This window comes from Bradyrhizobium sp. 141, from assembly GCF_023074055.1.
Classification (GTDB): domain Bacteria; phylum Pseudomonadota; class Alphaproteobacteria; order Rhizobiales; family Xanthobacteraceae; genus Bradyrhizobium.
This window is the reverse complement of the sequence record NZ_JADPKR010000019.1, coordinates 36,013-51,858: the sequence shown is the minus strand read 5'-3', so window position 1 is coordinate 51,858 and position 15,846 is coordinate 36,013. Positions and strand designations below refer to the sequence as shown.

The 15,846-nt window shown below is 57.5% G+C and carries 12 protein-coding genes and 8 pseudogenes; 4 read left to right on the top strand and 16 right to left on the bottom strand.

The features are described from left to right. A pseudogene (locus tag IVA81_RS06785) lies at positions 1-287 on the bottom strand (IS256 family transposase); the annotation flags it as partial. Positions 288-315: 28 nt separating this feature from the next. On the opposite strand from IVA81_RS06785, the pseudogene IVA81_RS06780 reads away from it, so the two are divergent. After that, positions 316-844 (top strand): annotated as a pseudogene (locus IVA81_RS06780) (DDE-type integrase/transposase/recombinase); the annotation flags it as partial. A 394-nt stretch (positions 845-1,238) separates the two neighbouring features. On the opposite strand, the pseudogene IVA81_RS06775 reads toward IVA81_RS06780, so the two are convergent. Then, positions 1,239-2,272, bottom strand: a pseudogene (locus IVA81_RS06775) (IS110 family transposase). Positions 2,273-2,471: 199 nt separating this feature from the next. Between IVA81_RS06775 and IVA81_RS06770 the strand changes: the two are divergent. Next, positions 2,472-3,493 (top strand): annotated as a pseudogene (locus IVA81_RS06770) (IS110 family transposase). A gap of 322 nt (positions 3,494-3,815) precedes the next feature. On the opposite strand, the gene virD4 reads toward IVA81_RS06770, so the two are convergent. The 4 genes from virD4 to IVA81_RS06750 all read right to left on the bottom strand — a co-directional run bounded on the left by virD4 (position 3,816) and on the right by IVA81_RS06750 (position 7,331). Further along, a complete protein-coding gene (virD4, locus tag IVA81_RS06765; RefSeq protein ID WP_247314017.1) occupies positions 3,816-5,510 on the bottom strand; it encodes a type IV secretion system ATPase VirD4 in 1,695 nt (564 codons plus the stop codon). A gap of 252 nt (positions 5,511-5,762) precedes the next feature. Continuing rightward, the gene (locus IVA81_RS06760) at positions 5,763-6,347 is read right to left on the bottom strand and encodes a hypothetical protein (RefSeq protein WP_247314015.1); all 585 of its coding nucleotides are present in this window, start codon (positions 6,345-6,347) and stop codon (positions 5,763-5,765) included. A gap of 59 nt (positions 6,348-6,406) precedes the next feature. Then, positions 6,407-7,006, bottom strand: a complete 600-nt coding sequence (locus tag IVA81_RS06755) for a hypothetical protein (protein WP_247314014.1) — start codon at positions 7,004-7,006, stop codon at positions 6,407-6,409. Then, a complete protein-coding gene (locus tag IVA81_RS06750) occupies positions 6,978-7,331 on the bottom strand; it encodes a hypothetical protein (RefSeq protein ID WP_247314012.1) in 354 nt (117 codons plus the stop codon). Before IVA81_RS06750 ends, IVA81_RS06755 begins: the two co-directional genes overlap by 29 nt. Before the next feature lie 214 nt (positions 7,332-7,545). Here IVA81_RS06750 and IVA81_RS06745 point away from each other — a divergent pair. Then, positions 7,546-8,039: pseudogene (locus IVA81_RS06745) on the top strand (conjugal transfer ATPase VirC1); the annotation flags it as partial. On the opposite strand, the gene IVA81_RS06740 reads toward IVA81_RS06745, so the two are convergent. Both IVA81_RS06740 and IVA81_RS06735 read right to left on the bottom strand, forming a co-directional pair. Further along, the gene (locus IVA81_RS06740; protein ID WP_247314027.1) at positions 7,922-8,464 is read right to left on the bottom strand and encodes a hypothetical protein; all 543 of its coding nucleotides are present in this window, start codon (positions 8,462-8,464) and stop codon (positions 7,922-7,924) included. The pseudogene IVA81_RS06745 and the gene IVA81_RS06740 overlap by 118 nt on opposite strands. After that, positions 8,461-8,826 (bottom strand): tyrosine-type recombinase/integrase, encoded by a 366-nt coding sequence (locus IVA81_RS06735; protein WP_249812601.1) that lies wholly within the window; start codon positions 8,824-8,826, stop codon positions 8,461-8,463. The genes IVA81_RS06740 and IVA81_RS06735 overlap by 4 nt, the downstream gene beginning before the upstream one ends. A gap of 308 nt (positions 8,827-9,134) precedes the next feature. Here IVA81_RS06735 and IVA81_RS06725 point away from each other — a divergent pair. After that, positions 9,135-9,335, top strand: a pseudogene (locus IVA81_RS06725) (IS110 family transposase); the annotation flags it as partial. A 284-nt stretch (positions 9,336-9,619) separates the two neighbouring features. Here the strand turns inward: IVA81_RS06725 and IVA81_RS06720 are convergent. The 8 genes and pseudogenes from IVA81_RS06720 to IVA81_RS06685 all read right to left on the bottom strand — a co-directional run bounded on the left by IVA81_RS06720 (position 9,620) and on the right by IVA81_RS06685 (position 15,824). Beyond that, a pseudogene (locus IVA81_RS06720) lies at positions 9,620-10,391 on the bottom strand (response regulator). Positions 10,392-10,878: 487 nt separating this feature from the next. Further along, a pseudogene (locus tag IVA81_RS06715) lies at positions 10,879-11,394 on the bottom strand (IS5/IS1182 family transposase); the annotation flags it as partial. Positions 11,395-11,474: 80 nt separating this feature from the next. Continuing rightward, a complete protein-coding gene (locus tag IVA81_RS06710; RefSeq protein WP_247314008.1) occupies positions 11,475-11,771 on the bottom strand; it encodes a hypothetical protein in 297 nt (98 codons plus the stop codon). A 112-nt stretch (positions 11,772-11,883) separates the two neighbouring features. Beyond that, positions 11,884-12,924, bottom strand: coding sequence for a P-type DNA transfer ATPase VirB11 (gene virB11, locus IVA81_RS06705; RefSeq protein ID WP_247314006.1), 1,041 nt, complete (start codon positions 12,922-12,924; stop codon positions 11,884-11,886). Between the two features lie 30 nt (positions 12,925-12,954). Next, positions 12,955-14,088: a type IV secretion system protein VirB10 gene (gene virB10 / locus IVA81_RS06700; protein WP_247314004.1), complete on the bottom strand. Its 1,134-nt coding sequence runs from the start codon at positions 14,086-14,088 to the stop codon at positions 12,955-12,957. Further along, a complete protein-coding gene (virB9, locus tag IVA81_RS06695) occupies positions 14,088-14,960 on the bottom strand; it encodes a P-type conjugative transfer protein VirB9 (RefSeq protein WP_247314003.1) in 873 nt (290 codons plus the stop codon). The genes virB10 and virB9 overlap by 1 nt, the downstream gene beginning before the upstream one ends. Then, positions 14,957-15,670 (bottom strand): type IV secretion system protein VirB8, encoded by a 714-nt coding sequence (locus tag IVA81_RS06690; protein WP_247314001.1) that lies wholly within the window; start codon positions 15,668-15,670, stop codon positions 14,957-14,959. Before IVA81_RS06690 ends, virB9 begins: the two co-directional genes overlap by 4 nt. Then, positions 15,657-15,824: a type IV secretion system lipoprotein VirB7 gene (locus IVA81_RS06685; protein ID WP_247314000.1), complete on the bottom strand. Its 168-nt coding sequence runs from the start codon at positions 15,822-15,824 to the stop codon at positions 15,657-15,659. Before IVA81_RS06685 ends, IVA81_RS06690 begins: the two co-directional genes overlap by 14 nt. Positions 15,825-15,846: the final 22 nt, after the last annotated feature.

Sequence of the window (15,846 nt, the reverse complement as noted above, 5' to 3'; positions counted from 1 at the left end):
CTTGGCACCGTCGGGGCGAGCCCGCGCGAGACCAGGTTGTCCAGCAGGGCCTGAACCGTTGCGGCATTCTCGGTCGCCCCTTCCACCAGCGCCAGCGGACGCTTGTTGCCTTCGCCGTCAACCCCGATCGCGGCGACCAGCACGAGATCGTCGCCGAGATGCAGCCCATCGATTTGGACCACCAGAAGGTCGAGCGCGGACAGGTCGGCAGCCATGAAGTCGGCCAGCCGCGCCGCCGACAGCGCTACGAACCTCCGCGAGGCCGCCGACTTCGAAACCCCCGATCCGGGCGGTGCCGGCACGTCACCCTCGCCAAGGCCGAACACGACGAGGCCGGCGCCGGGCCACAAGATCTATCCCTATCTATTGCGCAACTTGCCGCGCGGCAATTTGGGTGGAAGCTCCCCACCCAGATTGTCGCGCTATACGCAACTTGACGATCGACCGGACAAACCAGGTTTGGGCGGCCGACATCACGTATCTGCCCATCCGCCGCGGCTTTCTTTATCTCGTCGCCATCATCGACTGGGCGAGCCGTGCGGTTCTGGCGTGGCGATTGTCGAACACCATGGACGTCTCGTTCTGCGTGGCGGCTCTGGACGAGGCGCTAACGAAGTACGGCACGCCGGAGATTTTCAAAACCGACCAGGGCAGCCAGTTCACCAGTGCGGCCTTCACCGGCGCGTTGGCGGGTGCACGGATCAAGATCTCCATGGATGGCCGCGGTCGTTGGATGGACAACGTCTTCATCGAGCGGCTGTGGCGGTCGCTCAAGCATGAGGACATCTATCTCAAGGGCTATACCGACGGCCGCGAGGCCAAGGCAGAGATCGCGAGCTGGATCCGCCTTCTACAAATGATCGTCGCCTTCATCAGGCGCACGGCTATCGCACGCCGATGGCGGTCTGGCGCGAACGGATGCGGGCTGCGACGGCTGTGGACATAATGATCAACCCTGATGCGTTGACCACATGCCCATCTGTGGACGCCCCGGTGGATGCGAGAAGAATCTTTCAATCAGGTGTTGCGCGTAGTCGGGTGCTGACATCTGTCCGGCCTTTATTGCGACCGTCATATGTCGCGGGCCTGTTGGGAGTTCGCGGATCAGGTCCATATCACAGCGGCGTACTTGGAAGCACCTGGGCATGTACTGGTTTTCCTGACCCCGTCTCATCGACTGTTGCGCCGTACCTTCCGTTTGACCTTCCTACCTCCTCGACGACCTCTGGTCGGGCGGACTAAGCGATTAAGCCGCTGCGACCGGAGCTTTGTAGACCCCCGCCGTTGACGATCAACGCCCAAACGGTACGGGCCATCTTGTTGGCAAGAGCCACCGCGACAAGCATGGGCGGCTTACGAGCGAGCATGCGCTCCAGCCATCTCCCTTGCGATGCACCGCGTCTGCGAGCCAGCTTCACCACCGCGCTCGCTCCGATGATGAGGAGACGCCGTAGTGTTCGCTCACCCATTTTGGTATTTGGCCGAGCTTCTGTTTTCCACCAGTGGAACGTTGCAGCGGCGTCAATCCCAACCACGCGGCGAAATTCCGGCCACGTTTGAAGTTTTCAGGGTCAGGCGCTAGCGCCATCAGAGCCGTCGCCGTGATTGGGCCGATGCCAGGAACCGTCATAAGCCGCCGAGCAACTTCCTCCTCTCGGGCTCGTCGCGTGATCTCAATATCGAGCTGCTTGATTTGCTCTTCAAGCACCCTCAGCATCTTGACAAGGATATCGAGCGTCGCGTGCGCCGCTGTTGGCACGCTGCTCCCGGAAGCTTGCGCGTGCTCAACCAGCGCGGGGACATTGGACGTCCCCTTTGCAACGACTAGGCCGTATTCGGCGAGGTGACCTCGCAACGCGTTTATGATCTGAGTACGTTGCCGGACCAAACGATCGCGAGCGCGAACCACGACCGCGCTCGCTTGCTGGTCCTTACTCTTCACGGCGGCAACGCGCATGGTGGGGCGTTGGGCCGCTTCGCAAATCGCTTCTGCATCGGCCAGATCGTTTTTCTGGCGCTTAACAAAGGGTTTTACATAGGAGGTGGAATCAGACGCACTGTGTGACCCAGCTTGCCAAGCTCACGAGCCCAGTAATGAGCGCTGGCGCAGGCTTCCATCGCTACCAGGCACGCAGGCTGCTGGGCAAAGAAACCCCAGCACTTTGTCACGACGCAGCTGTTTGCGGAAAACAACATCGCCGCCAGCGTCTGCGCCATGTGCCTGAAAAACATGTTTCGCCAAGTCTAGTCCAATCGTGCTAACTTCGTTCATGGACGCTTCCTCATTTGTGACGGTTCAACACCCTTCACTTTGGCACATCGAAGCCGTCGAGGGGCGTCCACATGGGGTAATCGCAGGAGCGAGTTGCCCTAAAGAGAATCAAAAGTCTTGGAGGGTGGCTGTTCCCCGATAGGATGGAATACGGGCTCACAACTGGACGCCGGGCCCAAGCATGGAATGGAGAACAGCCATGGAAGAGTATATCGGTCTCGACGTGTCGATGAAAGAGACGGCAGTCTCGATCCGTCGAGCAGGTGAACGGATCTGGCGCGGCAGGTGCGCATCTGATCCCAGTATTATCGCCGAGCTCATCCGCAAGCGGGCGCCGGCCGTGAAACGCGTGGTGTTCGAGACCGGACCGCTGTCGGTATGGTTCTATCATTCTTTGCGCACCGAAGCGGTGCCGGCGATCTGCATCGATGCGCGCCATGCTAAAGCGGCGCTCGATATGGCGGCGAACAAGACGGACGCGAACGACGCCGATGGTCTGGCGCAGCTCGCAGAAGTCGGGTTCTTTCGTGAGGTGCGCGTGAAGGGATTCGACAGCATGCTGACCCGCACACCTGTCGCGGCGCGCACGCGGCTGGTCCGGATCACCACCGAGCTTTCCAACCAGATCCGCGGCGTCATGAAAACCTTCGGTCTGCTTGTTCCCGCCGGAAAGGGAAGCACGTTCGAGAAGAACGTCCGGAACCTTCTTGCTGATCAGGACGGACTTGCATCCATCGTGCTCCCGATGCTGGAAGCCTGGCGTGGCATTCGCATCCGCGCCGCTGAACTCGGTCGCCAGTTGGTTCGGGACGCGCGCCACAGTCAGGCTTGCCGCATCCTCATGTCGATTCCGGGCATCGGTGCGATCACCGCAACCTCTTTTGCCACAGCTATTGAGGAGCCGGACAACTTCAGGAAATCCCGATCTGTTGGCGCGTGGATCGGCCTGACAACGCGCCGCTACAATCCGGAGAAGTCGATTATGACGGCCATATATCCCGACGTGGCGACCGCCATTTGCGAGGGCTTCTCTACGAAGCGCCGGTCATTCTGACGCGCAGCTCAACCGACAGCACTCTGCGCACGTGGGGACGGCAGCTCCGGGAGAGGATCGGCTTCAAAAGAGCTGCCGTGGCTGTGGCACGCAAACTGGCGGTGATAATGCATACGATGCTTAAGACCGGCGAGCTGTTCAATCCGAATGCCGGAGCCGCCGCATAGGTCCGGATAACGTTCAGAACCTGAAAGCCTAAGGTGTCCCTGCCGGGACGTGAGCCGAGCCATTTCGCTAATGGGGTTGCACTGCTGATTCAGCAAAGTGCGTCGTCCACATTGAAGGCTCGTCCCGCGAAGCTCCATCATGCGGCGGCCAATGTCGACCGCGAAGACAACCATGCACCCGGCAGCGTCTCTTGACGAAACTAAATGCTTGACGTCCCAGCAGCGATTAGACAACCCCATCACAGCAGCTGCAGCAGACAGAGTCTGTGGCAGCGTGATAGAAAGGGATCAGGAGCAGTCAGTTTCCACCTAACAAATCGGTTCAAGCGGTCCCGCTCCGCGGGTCCATTTCAAATATCAAGGGCTCCGGCTCCGGAAGATCACCTGTCTGGCTTTCGAAGATACGCTTCAGTATGCGATCGGAATAATAACGGACCTTATGCAGTTGCAGAGGTGGCTGACCCTTAATGAGAACGATCTGGCGCTTGTCATCGAGCAGGCGCACTTGTTCGGCGCGCAATAGAGGTGCTCCTTGATTAGATATCTGGATATTGTAATCGAACCTTCGCCATTCGCTATACGACGTCGAGCGCGCCTGAAACGTATGTTCACCGATCGCTTTCGAAATATAGGCAGGCGTTTCGTCATCTGCCGTAGCCATGAAGACTTGCAGACCGGTATTGCTAAGGAAGTTTTGCTTGCCTGCCTCCTCGTATGTTCCTGTCAGCGCCGAGAGCCCTTGGATAATGAACATAAAGCGGCCTTTATAGCCTGCGATGGTCGTAATCGCCGTCTCAACGGCATCCAACTTTCCCAGATGCTTGAATTCGTCGAGCAAGAACAGCACCTCGTGCGTCTCATCTTTGCAAGGCAGTGAACGCTGCAGAATGGAAATGACCTGCTGAAACAATAAGCGCATGAGAGGCGCAAGCACCTCAAGATCGTTTGGGCTGACGCACAGATAAACGCTGGTCATTTTACGGCGCAGATCGTACGTTGAGAAGTCTGATCGACTTGTCGCCGCTTTGACCAGTGGATCGGCCCACAAGTTGAGCCCGCCATCGCCTAACACTGAGGTGTACGACGTTAGAATCTTTGTATCGTTGCCCGCCATGTTGTCAAAGATGCGCTGAGCCTCGTTGTTCCGGGTCTCCTCCGCGAGTCGCGCGAAAAGATTGTACTTCTCCCCCGGCTGAGCAAAGAGGTCGTATACGGCTCCAATCGTTGGCGTGCCGCGCTCGATGCACGCAAGGATGCCGGCAACAAAAAGGTCTCGTGCGCCATCGACGAACCCCTCCGCGTTCTTCCCTTTGGTTGTAATCAGGTTCGCAGCCAGACGACGCGCCTCGGTGAATTGTCGCTCTGAGGGGCGCGCCACGATATCCAACACCGGGTTATAGCAATGCGTTCGCCGCTCTGGGTCTAGCGGAGCGAACTTGAACACGGCGTTGCCACAGACCTTGCGTGCTCTCGATGTGAGTTCAAAAAGCTCCCCTTTGACGTCGAGGGCTATGACTGAGCCCTTAAACGTCAGTAGCGTTGGAATGACGATACCCACGCCCTTGCCTGCGCGGGTCGGCGCGACAACGAGGCTGTGCGGCTGCTCGCCACTGGTCAGATAACGGCCACACCAGAAAGGGCCACGCGTCTTCCCAAATACTGGACCGCTGATGCGACTGTAGCGCTGAAGATAACCTGCGCGGCTCAATTCGTCGAACCGCGCCCACCGTGCTGTGCCATGATGTTCGCGATTGTGCGAGCGTAAGATCAGCTGAATTAGGAGGACGAGTCCCGCGCTTGAAACGACGACCACGGCTCCGCGATAGAAGACGGGCGTTGAGTAGCCCAAATAGAATGGTGTCTCGTACCAAAACGCGAGGACACTGAACTTCGCCACGGCTTCACCGCTGAGTCCGTGCCGGAACGTTGTGTACAGACTTGCTGCACAAGCGCCTGCGGCCAGCGAACAAATGATGCTCAGAATTGCGGTTAAGCGCGTCGTTTTGCTTGCATTCATCGTTCTACTGTGACTGGCTCGGGTTGTCGCGCCGTGCGCTAATCGTGTTCGTCCCGTCCATAATGTCCTTTACACTGCTCGCTTTCGGATGATTGCCTCCGCGTTCCACCCTGTCTTGAGGGTCGCGCACTAGTTTTGGTCCGCCCACACAGCTCGTACTCTCGCTCTGCTGAATTCCTCCATCATCCGAGACCCGCCCCTCTCTAAAGACAAGAGCCAACGATCCGGGGCGACACCAATTTCACGACAAGGTTATCGGTCCATGTCCGCACCTCGACCGCGCTGGCGGTCATCTCGCGTACGCCAGAACGCGTTCGTGTCATCGCGCGCGATGAACTTGGCAAAGGCTCCCTCTGCGCCTTCCGGCACCCTGCGATTATAAGCGCGCTCCGTCATATAGGTGTTGTCGGCACCCTTAAGCCACACTTTTTCTGCGCCGAATGTTCGCGTCAGACTCGTTAGCGTTGTTACGTTATTCAGTTTTGGCCAAATGCCCACAAAGCCACCGCTGTCATTTTGGATAAGAATGTCTGGATTGAAGGTACCTGCTTGTCGTGGGAATCTGTAGTTGTGGAGACAGGTTCTCCTCCCGCCTGGCATCTCATAAGAGAGTGGCCCGTCCGCTCTTCGTTCACTAAATGTTTGGTGAGAGAGTTCGCACATGTCCATTTTCTCGCCGTATCCCCGCGGTCCAAGTCGCAAATACAACTCGCTTCTGCGCACGTCGCTACTCCCAGGACCGCCTATCTTAATCAGCACTGACTTGATGTCGTACTCATTCTTGGTCAACCATCTTCCTGTCCTGCGATAATGCTGCTGAGGGGTTTCGAAGAGCATCGCGTGATTCCCTTTCGGCTCCGACTCGTGCCCAATCAGTAGATTGTCGCCGCCGATCTCTATGCATTCGATGGCCTGTCCTGTACTAGATCGAAGCGTTGCTTGGCTTGGTAGACCAGACGTGATGGCATCGGGCCTTTCCATTTGTCGTCGATTTTTGCTTTACCTTTATCGAAGGACCGCTGCGCTTCCACCTTCCTCAATAGTTCGTCGCACTCCGCCGAATCGGCGTCGGTGAAATCGCTGAGATAGTCATGATGCGCCTCTGACGTAGGCGTGCGACCGATATGGCTGGCGCCAGATGACGATGCCGCAACGGTGTTGGCCCCTTCACCTCGTCCGCTTGATCGAGGCGTTGCTTGTCCAGGCGAGTCAATGGTGATGGCGGCCCGTCTTTCCATTTGAACGTCGATTTTTGCTTTACCTTTATCGAGGGACTGCTGTGCTTCCACCTCCCTCAATAGTTCGTCGCACTTTGCCCAATCGGCGTCGGTGAAATCGCTGAGATAGTCATGATGCGCCTCTGACGCAGGCGCGCCACCGATATGGCTGGCGCCAGATGACGATGCCGCAACGGTGTTTGCCCCTTCACCTCGTCCGCTTGATCGAGGCGTTGCTTGCCCAGGCGAGTCAATCGTGATGGCAGACCGTCTTTCCATTTGAACGTCGATTTTTTGCTTTACCCTTATCGAGTGAAGCTGTGTTCAGCTCGTCCCACTTCGCCCAATCAGCGTCGGTGAAATTACTGAAGTAGTCATCAAGCATCGTCTCATCGAACGCTCGCACGCCATCAATACGGCTGTGCGCGCGTGGTGACGCCGCACCGGTGTTCGCCCTTTCACGTAGTCCGCTCGATAGACTCCCTTCATGGACGCTGGCACTCCCACGAGATTCGTTTTCCGACACACCCGCCACCTCCTCGTCATTCCTCGCTGGCAGCCCCACAGTTTCCGACGTGCGCCCCTTACCATCTCTCTGTTCCATATCGTGCGCCCAGCATGACTCAAAGGCTATATACCGTCGTGTTCTGATCAAGGTCGACATCACCGTTTCTTCGTTACATTTGCAATCAATGCAAACTCTATACGTCGCTAAACACAGTCAATTCCCACTCGCCTTTCGCTGCACAATACTTCAAACAAACGGATGTACGACACCACCCCTCCATCTTCTTTTCACGACAAGGGTCGGACGACACATGAAGCTTATAACGTGTTGCTCTTTCAAGGGAGGCGCAGGCAAGACGACAGCGCTCATGGGACTGTGTGCTGCCTACGCGAGTATCGGTAGACGCGTCGCCTTGTTCGAAGCCGACAACAACCGGCCCCTAACGCGATGGAAAGACAACGCACTACGAAGCAATGCCTGGGATCCGAGGTGCGAGATTTTCGTCGCAGACGAAATGTCGCTTCTCGAGGCCGCATACGAGGGAGCAGAACGTCAGGCTTCGACTATGCATTAGCCGACACCCAGGGCGGCTCTAGCGAACTGAATAACACTATCATCGCGAGCTCGAACTTTCTGTTGATTCCGACCATGTTGACCCCGCTGGATATCGACGAAGCGCTTTCCACCTATCGGTATGTTATTGAGCTTCTGATGGGCGAGAACTTAGTGGTCCCCACAGCCGTGCTGCGCCAACATGTACCGGTTGGTCGCCTCACCACCTCGCAGCGCGCGATGTCGGATATACGCATGCCTGTCACCGCGATCAGCCCGAACAAGGTATGATAGGTCCATCGGCGCAGCCCGTCCGCTGGCGGCAGAGCCAGCGCTGCCGTCAGCAACGCATCGATCTCCGCGTCGCTGTAGACATAGGGCTTGGCGCGCTTCCATCCGGGCAGCATGCCGACGGGCGGTACCTCCGTTCTCGGATCGAAGTTGGCGACATGGCGCGCGAACCCGCGCACGTCGCTCAATCGCAGCGCCCAAGATGCATGACTATCGGGCGGCAGCGTTGCCCATTCCATTGCCAGCTTCGTCGTGATGATCCTTGCTTTGCGCTTCTCCATGAAGGCGACGAAGTCGGCGAGCCGACAGGTCTGATGCTCGTACTTGTAGCCAAACCCCTTGCGCATGCTCAGGTACTTATCGAGTGCGGCGCGCAGATTGGTCATTGCACGCCTCCCGGCCAGGGCAGGCTCGATGTTCTCAACGCATCGATATCGACCTTCGCGTAAATCCGGGTAGTGTCGTGGTTCTCGTGCCGCAGCAACTGTCCGATCTCCGACAAGGTCGCGCCAGATCGGAGAAGCTCGGTGGCGAGACTGTGTCGAAAGATATGGGCGCCGCGGTGTGCGCAACCCTCGATTCCAACGCGATCGAGGGCGGTCTTGGCGATCATGGTGATCGCACATCCGGAAGCAAACCCGATGTGCGGCGCGAGTGTGCGGACGAACAACCGTCGGAACGCAGACTTTGGGCGGCCACTGCGCAGATATGCAACGATGGCCGCGCCAACGTCTGGCGGTATCGGCATCCGTGCACGCTGTCGGCCCTTGGCGCGAACGAGTATCGCCGCGCCGTCGACGAGACGGCCCGCGGGCTCTGCAAACTCTCCAGAACGATCTTGAGCTTCTCATCATCGGTCCACCGACGCCGTCGGCCAGTCTCGACAACCTCGAACCGCTCGACCTGAGCACTGCACTTATTGCTGTCCATAAGGGCTGTTACACAGCACTCGTCTCAACCTGACAAGGCGGCCGTCACCGGAGGGAGACTTCGATTCAAGATTTCGCCGATCGGCGGATCCGCTTGAAAGCTTCACCGGTTGCGTACCATCAGGTTCGGACTTATCTGTTCGAAGCTGCGAACGTCCTACTGACCGTTGTCAGGCGAGGTTCTGCGCTCAAGCGCTGGGGCAGCAAGCTGACTAAACGAATCGGCGCCAAAAAGGCGAAGGTTGCCGTGGGTCGCAAAATGGCCGTCATCCTCCATGCCATCTGGACCGATGGTACTGAGTTCCACGCAGAGATGGGCGCCGCATGAACCAGCCTTAAACTGACCCAGATCAGCCTTTGGCGGAAAAAGCGTCCCTGCCGGGACGAAGGTGTTGGCAATCTCGAAGTCGTTCCTGCGGGCGTTACGCACCGCGCTCTTCACATCGAGATGCACACCTCTTGAACGCCATCATGCGGATCACTTTTGTCTATCGGGGTTGACCGTGCCCGCGATTAAAGAACGAACGACTAACGATTGCCGCTCCGTGGGCATTGGAGCCGAGCCTTCTCTCGACGAGCGCTTGCGTTCGATCGAGCATCTAACTCCTCGTACTAGAGCCACATTGCCGAAAGCAGCATGTTGGATGCAATTGTTATGTAGGTCGCCAATGTGCTGCCGAGACAGACATCTACGTTAGCGTCGAAGAAATAGCCAGCACGGCGGGCAGTCTTAACCAGACGAGGGTTCGCGGGATCAGCCTCCAGCTTTCGGCGCAAGCGCAAAATGAGCACGTCCACACTCCTATCATACACCTCTTCTTCACGCACTCGGCTTGCAATCAAAAGCTGCTCTCTGGAGAGTACGTCACGTGGCTTTTCCAGGAAAGCGACCAAAAGATTGAACTCACCTGCCGTCAGCCGTACCTCGCCGTGCTGTTCTGACGTTAGTCGGCGTTGCCTAATGTTAAGCGTCCACCCGGCGAAATAAAAGCAACGTCGGTCTTTTGTTCGTAGACCGATGTGTGGCTCGCGTAGAGCTACACGAACGCGCGCCAAGAATTCACGCATGCCGAACGGCTTGGCAAGAAAATCGGTCGCTCCAAGCTCTAGTGCGACGACTTTTGTCGGCCTCCTCAAGACGATAGCCACTGATAATAACGATCGGAATATCGGATTTTGATGCCAGATCACGCACAATTTCGAGTCCATCCTCACGGCCTAAATTAAGATCGACGACCACGAGATCGACCACATCACACGAGAGCACGCGATTGAAGTGTCTATTATCTGCTACTGTAGTTACCTTAAAGGCATGTATCGTAAGATAGTCGGCGATTAGGTGCCGCATGGCGGCATCGTCATCGATGACAAGGACGTGTTTCAAAGACTCACCTCTCAAGATTGCGCGGCTTGCGCATCGCTTTGTCGACGAGCATCCTCGGGGCGCGTAAATCTGCGACGTTGTGGGCGTCGCTGCAATAGGGCGGCCCTCCCCGCCGCCTGGCATAGCGGGCGTTATAACGGCTGATGATCCCACCGATGACGGCGTGATAAGCAGCGAGACCATGGTATTCGGGAGATGCCGCCGAGGAGCACCGCATCGTCGATCCTCCGTTTGAGATGGCCGCGCGTACCTGAATTGCTCGAGTCTTGTGGGAGATCGCGATTGTTTGCGGGAACGGCTGCACGCCGTGGTGCTCTAGTGTTCGCCACCGTGGTGATATAGCCGCGCCGCCTAGTGTGGTGCAGGTCCACCATTTCCGGTCACACCGACTCCGTAATTTACATAGAACAGTGGTGAGAGTACTTGGTACATACAATGTGACGCTACGTGCGATTCAAGCCCTTTCGGGAGCTCGTCTAGTCGGCCGTTAAGAAGCCGGATTGAGCTGAGTTGGACAGTCCAGCGTCCGCCAGAGTGAGACCAGCAACAGGCACAAAAGTTCTCTGAGCCAGGCGAGGATGCGGCGAAAGTTGTGGCCGACGACTGAGAGGACGACGTTGGCAGCATCGCCGGCGCGGCCTTTGAGGTAGCAGCGGCCGAGGTGTCCTTCGGCCTTCAGGTGTCCGATGATGGGCTCGATGGCGGAACGGCGGCGCAGCTCGCGCTTGATGGCGCCGAAGACGCCGCGCTTCTGGCCGGCGATGAAGACGCGGCGGGGATTTTGCGCTTCGTGGCCGCGGCATCCCTTATCGACATAAAGCCGCTCGATCGCGCAGCCGGTGAGTGTCTCGGTGCGTTCAATGACGTCGCGTAATGTGTGACCGTCGTAAGGGTTGTCGGGCAGCGAGCTGGCGTGCAGCACGAACAGACCGCCGGGAGCCCGGCAATTGTTAGTGACGATCGAGGCCTTCACGCCAAACTCGTAAGGCGCGGCGGCTTTGCCGAGCACACGCATAGCAGTGGCGCGGGCTCTCACCAAGTCGCGCATGGCCTCATGCGCCGCATCCGGAACCCACACCGCCGTCAGCTCGCCGCTCCGGTGCAGCTTGGCCAGCATCGCCGCGTCGCGCCGGTCGGTCTTAACCCGATCCCCAGTCCCTTCAGTTGTCGATGCAGGCCATATCCGCAGGGGCCGGCTTCGTAGCAAAAACTTACCTGCCGGTCACCCTTGCCAAGCTTCTTCGCCAGCTTGTCGATCTGATCAGCGCGATTGGGGATGATCCCCAAGTTACGAACTTCCCCGCCGCGCATCCCATCGGTCACCGCAACCGAAATCGTCGCCTTGTGCACATCCAGCCCTACGAAAATGCTATCGTTCATCAGGCCCGCTCCCCATGCTTGAGGCTCGGCGCCGGACCATCCGGCGCAACCCTCGATAGGAGCTTGCCGCGGGCGGCGGGCCGCCCGACACCTCAGAGGGCGAACATAGGATCTAGTGCTGGTCAAGAAGATCGGCCACGGTCTCTCCTCGTCGGCGTGCGTCGGCTGCAAGCCAAATCTCGCCCACCTCGTAGACTGTGCCGTAGGCACGGAACGGCACAATGACATCGATAGCGGCTGACAGCATATCAATCAGCGTACGATCTTCTAGCCCAGCTCCTTGCGTGCTGCTCTTGACGAGCGAAAATAGCTTCTTGAATCCTTGGACTGGGTTGGCCCCATGGATCGTCGAAATTGATCCTGGATGGCCGGACACCACTTCGCTGAGATAGGCCCATGCGGCATCATCGCGCATCTCGCCGAGCAGTATTCGATCGGGCCGCATGCGGAGGCTGGCTTGGAGAAGTTGCTCTGCACTCACCGCACCTAGTCCGGCAGCATTCTTAGAATAGAGCAGCCTCACATGGTTCTCGTGCGGAATAACGAGTTCGAGCGTATCTTCGATGGTGATCAGCCTTTCCTGCGACGGGATGGCGCCGATCAAGGTCTTGCTCATCGTTGTCTTACCGCTACCCGTGTGGCCACAAAGTAGCATCGTCAGCCGGCCAGCGACGCATGCGTGCAGAAAGCCTTCCAGATCGCCCCGGTCGTAGTGCTGAAGGATCTTGTCGTCCTGCTGCGATTGACGTGTCTTGCGCGAGCCCCACTGGTTCCATCGCGACGCGTCATAGCGAGACGACACCTCTTTGAGCTGCGAAACACGGTTACCTGGACGTCGAATTGTCAAGCTGACGGTGCCTAGCGGCACCGTCGGCGGTAAACAGATTTGTAGCCGTTCTCCATTTGGCAGCTCGGTGGCGCAGAGAGGACTTCGTGGTCCAACATCTTGCTTTCGTAAGGCTCCCGCTAAAATGGCGATGTCTTCGAGATCATCGTAGGAGAGAGACAAGGGGCATTTTGTAAAAGCGCCGACCTGGCGGACGAACGCCTCTCCAGGTCTGTTAATCGCAACCTCTTCGGTCCTTGGATCGTCAAGCCATTCCAGAATTGGCTTCAGGAGGAGCCGCAATTGCGGATCTGCTTCGGTTTGCATTCAGGTCTCCGATCTTCATTTCCGTTCAGCTTACCTCGGCATGGAGTGTCGACTCCGCCCTGTCGGGGCCTGACCCATCATCCGGAGCTGGTATATATTTGAGAAATCGAGATCCTGTGCGACAAATATGGATACCGTCTCGCCCTGGTTTTTCTTCAGAGTTGGTGGAATGTTGATCGTTGTCCTTAGTGCCGTGTCTGCGGCTTGTTCACCATTGCTCTGGAAGCTGTTGAAGCTGGTCCCTCCACCTGTGTTGCCAGCATAACTACTGGCCGCCTGGAATGCACCCTGCATGACGCTCAAGAGCACAGCTCCACCAAAACGTTCCCATAGATGATTATCGACCGTGCCTGGCAGTCCCGAGCGGCCGAGTTCGTCAGCTCCCGGGGACGCGAGCGAAATTAAAGCATGGTCTGGTGTCTCGGCGCGAATCCAGAGCACAAAGACGCGCGCATCTCCCTGTTGCAGGCCACGCTGAATCTCTCCGACCACTGTCGTGCCACGATCCAAGAGCACAATGTGGTCTGTTGTCCCGCGCACATCCTGGGGCAGTATGCATTTCACATAGCCTGCTAAATTCGTATCGATCGCTGTTTGTAACACGCAGGAAATTATCGTTCCTTGGGTAATCATGAAGTCCGGGTGCGGCAGGAGTGTCGCCTGATTAGGCTGCAGCAGAGTTGGCTTCATGCGCATTGAAAGATCATTCTCGGTTGACGCCTGGCTCTTGGGGTTTTCCTTATCTCTTTCGTGCTCGCCGCGAATGCCCGCCTGCTGAACCGGCTTGCCGGCGCCCTGATCACCGCCGCTATAGGCAAAAATCGGCGTTTCTTCAGGCGGCGGGCCGTGGGGTTCCGGCTGGCTCGGTGCTGGTGCGGGCACTGCCGACTGCTGAGCCGGCGGTGCTGCTGGTGGACCAGGAACGACATCAATCGGCGCAGGGTTAAAAGGGTTGGTGTTGGTGGCGATTACGGTTTGTGGTGGAGAGACCTCGTGATCCTTCTTGGAAGGTCCGCCGAGCCAGATGAGGCTTAAGGATAGCGCAAGAATGAGGCCTGCAACGATTAGCTTTTGCGATCTTGGAAGACGTCGGCGATGCGCGCCAGAGACCAAGGATCCAGTTGCATCTACATCGTGCACCGATTGTGGTTTGACGTCCTCCATCAGCTTGCTCCCCTTAGAACGCGCCTGACGTCGGGTCTTACTGTCCCGGTATCTGGCTTTCGTCCAACGGGATTGTATGCGGTATTCCAGATGCACAAAACTGTGCTGCCGTCCCTCAGACGCCATTCACGAGAGACCACAGACACCTCGAGATAGTCCCCTTTGACCGAATAGTTCGCGGTTGCTTCCTTGCCATCTGGATTGATCGTGTAGATCGAGGGTATGCGCACGTTGCCCGGGAAGCGGAACACCGTGGTAAATCCATTATCAAATACCTCTATCGGTAACAGTGAACGGTCCCCCTGAGCCACATAGTGCCAATTGTCGCTGGCAGGATCGGCGGCCGGCCGCTTCAATACTTCCAGAGTTCTCTGTTGATACTCTACTTCTGCTCGGCGTCGACGGGTGGCGGCCTTTTGTTCTGCTTCCTTGCGGCGAGCAGCAGCCTCATCGTCCGGATAACTGAACTGTACGCTGTAGTAGAGATCCGGCTGCTCCTGATCGAGACGCGACATGGCCTTGGTCGAGATACTAAAAACGTAGCGTCGCATACCCGCATCGCTCGCAGTCAACACGATGACTGGTTGGGACGGGAGGATCTGGCTAGCCTTGAAGAAGAGATAATTGCCGCGCGGAAGCGCCGCGAGGTCCTTACTATTGGACACGGCGACCGCAGTCACAGTCTCACTGGATCCGAACCTAATAACCAATGTCGCTCCGACAGCGGTCGAAAGGCGCACCACCTGATTGGGGTCATAGGCGAGCGAGCGCATGCGCGGATCTAATTTACCAGCCGTCGGCGTGTCCTCCGCACGTACGCCAACTGCAAAGAAAAGTAACCAGGCCAGCGTCATAAAGCATTTCTTCGTCATTGTTCGCTGCGCCCCGCATTCGAAACGGTGTCTTCCGACGTACCGTAGGAGCTAACAACTAAGCCCCCGGGGTTGGTCAATCTCAATCGACCTGGCAGGCTATTCACCCTTTCATAGCGAACTGTCGCCGTCCAAGTCGTCACGACAGGTCTCTGCCCTTCCAGGATGAAAGAGCGTTTGTAGCGAATCTGTTGCACACCCGGCGCGATGTCATTTGAGGCGATGTGCTCAGCCTCTACCCGACCGCGCTTGCCAATTATAACTTGCGGTGACTGTGGATTCGGGTAATTGAAGAACTGCTGATACTCTTGCCGCACGATCGGCGCGCTGAAATTCGATACGAGATCATAGGCGTATTGAGCCGTGTCGGCCGTATAGCTTTCGCGCAGACGGACATATTCCCAGAGTGCAGCATTAACAACGGCCTTCTCCTGGGTTGCTGGCAGTCGAGAGACTGACACCTCGCTGTCGACGGTCCCATCCGGCCGTATCCAAAGATACACTGGAACAAGCTTGCTCAACGGCATCATGGTGGCGATCGTGAAGGCCTGCGCAACATTCCCCAATACAGCAACTGCGGCAATGGCGCCCGCGATCTTGGAAAGACGCCCCGCCGATCTCGCGCGCGCGATTTGAAAGGCTTCCACTTCCTTATAGTGATCCGCCAACGCTTCTCTGTTCACCAACAACGCGTATTCATGGCCTTTCATTAAGTGCTTCCGCATTTCTAAGCTGAAGATCGGATTGAGTGGGTTGCCATCGATCCACGTTCAACGGGAACACCGGCCCCTCGCAGCTCGCTAGCCTCTCGGTTGACTGGCAGGCGCCTAAGGCGAGGGTCAGCAATAAGAGACAATATTTCACCGGCTCTCTCCATCCCGTATCT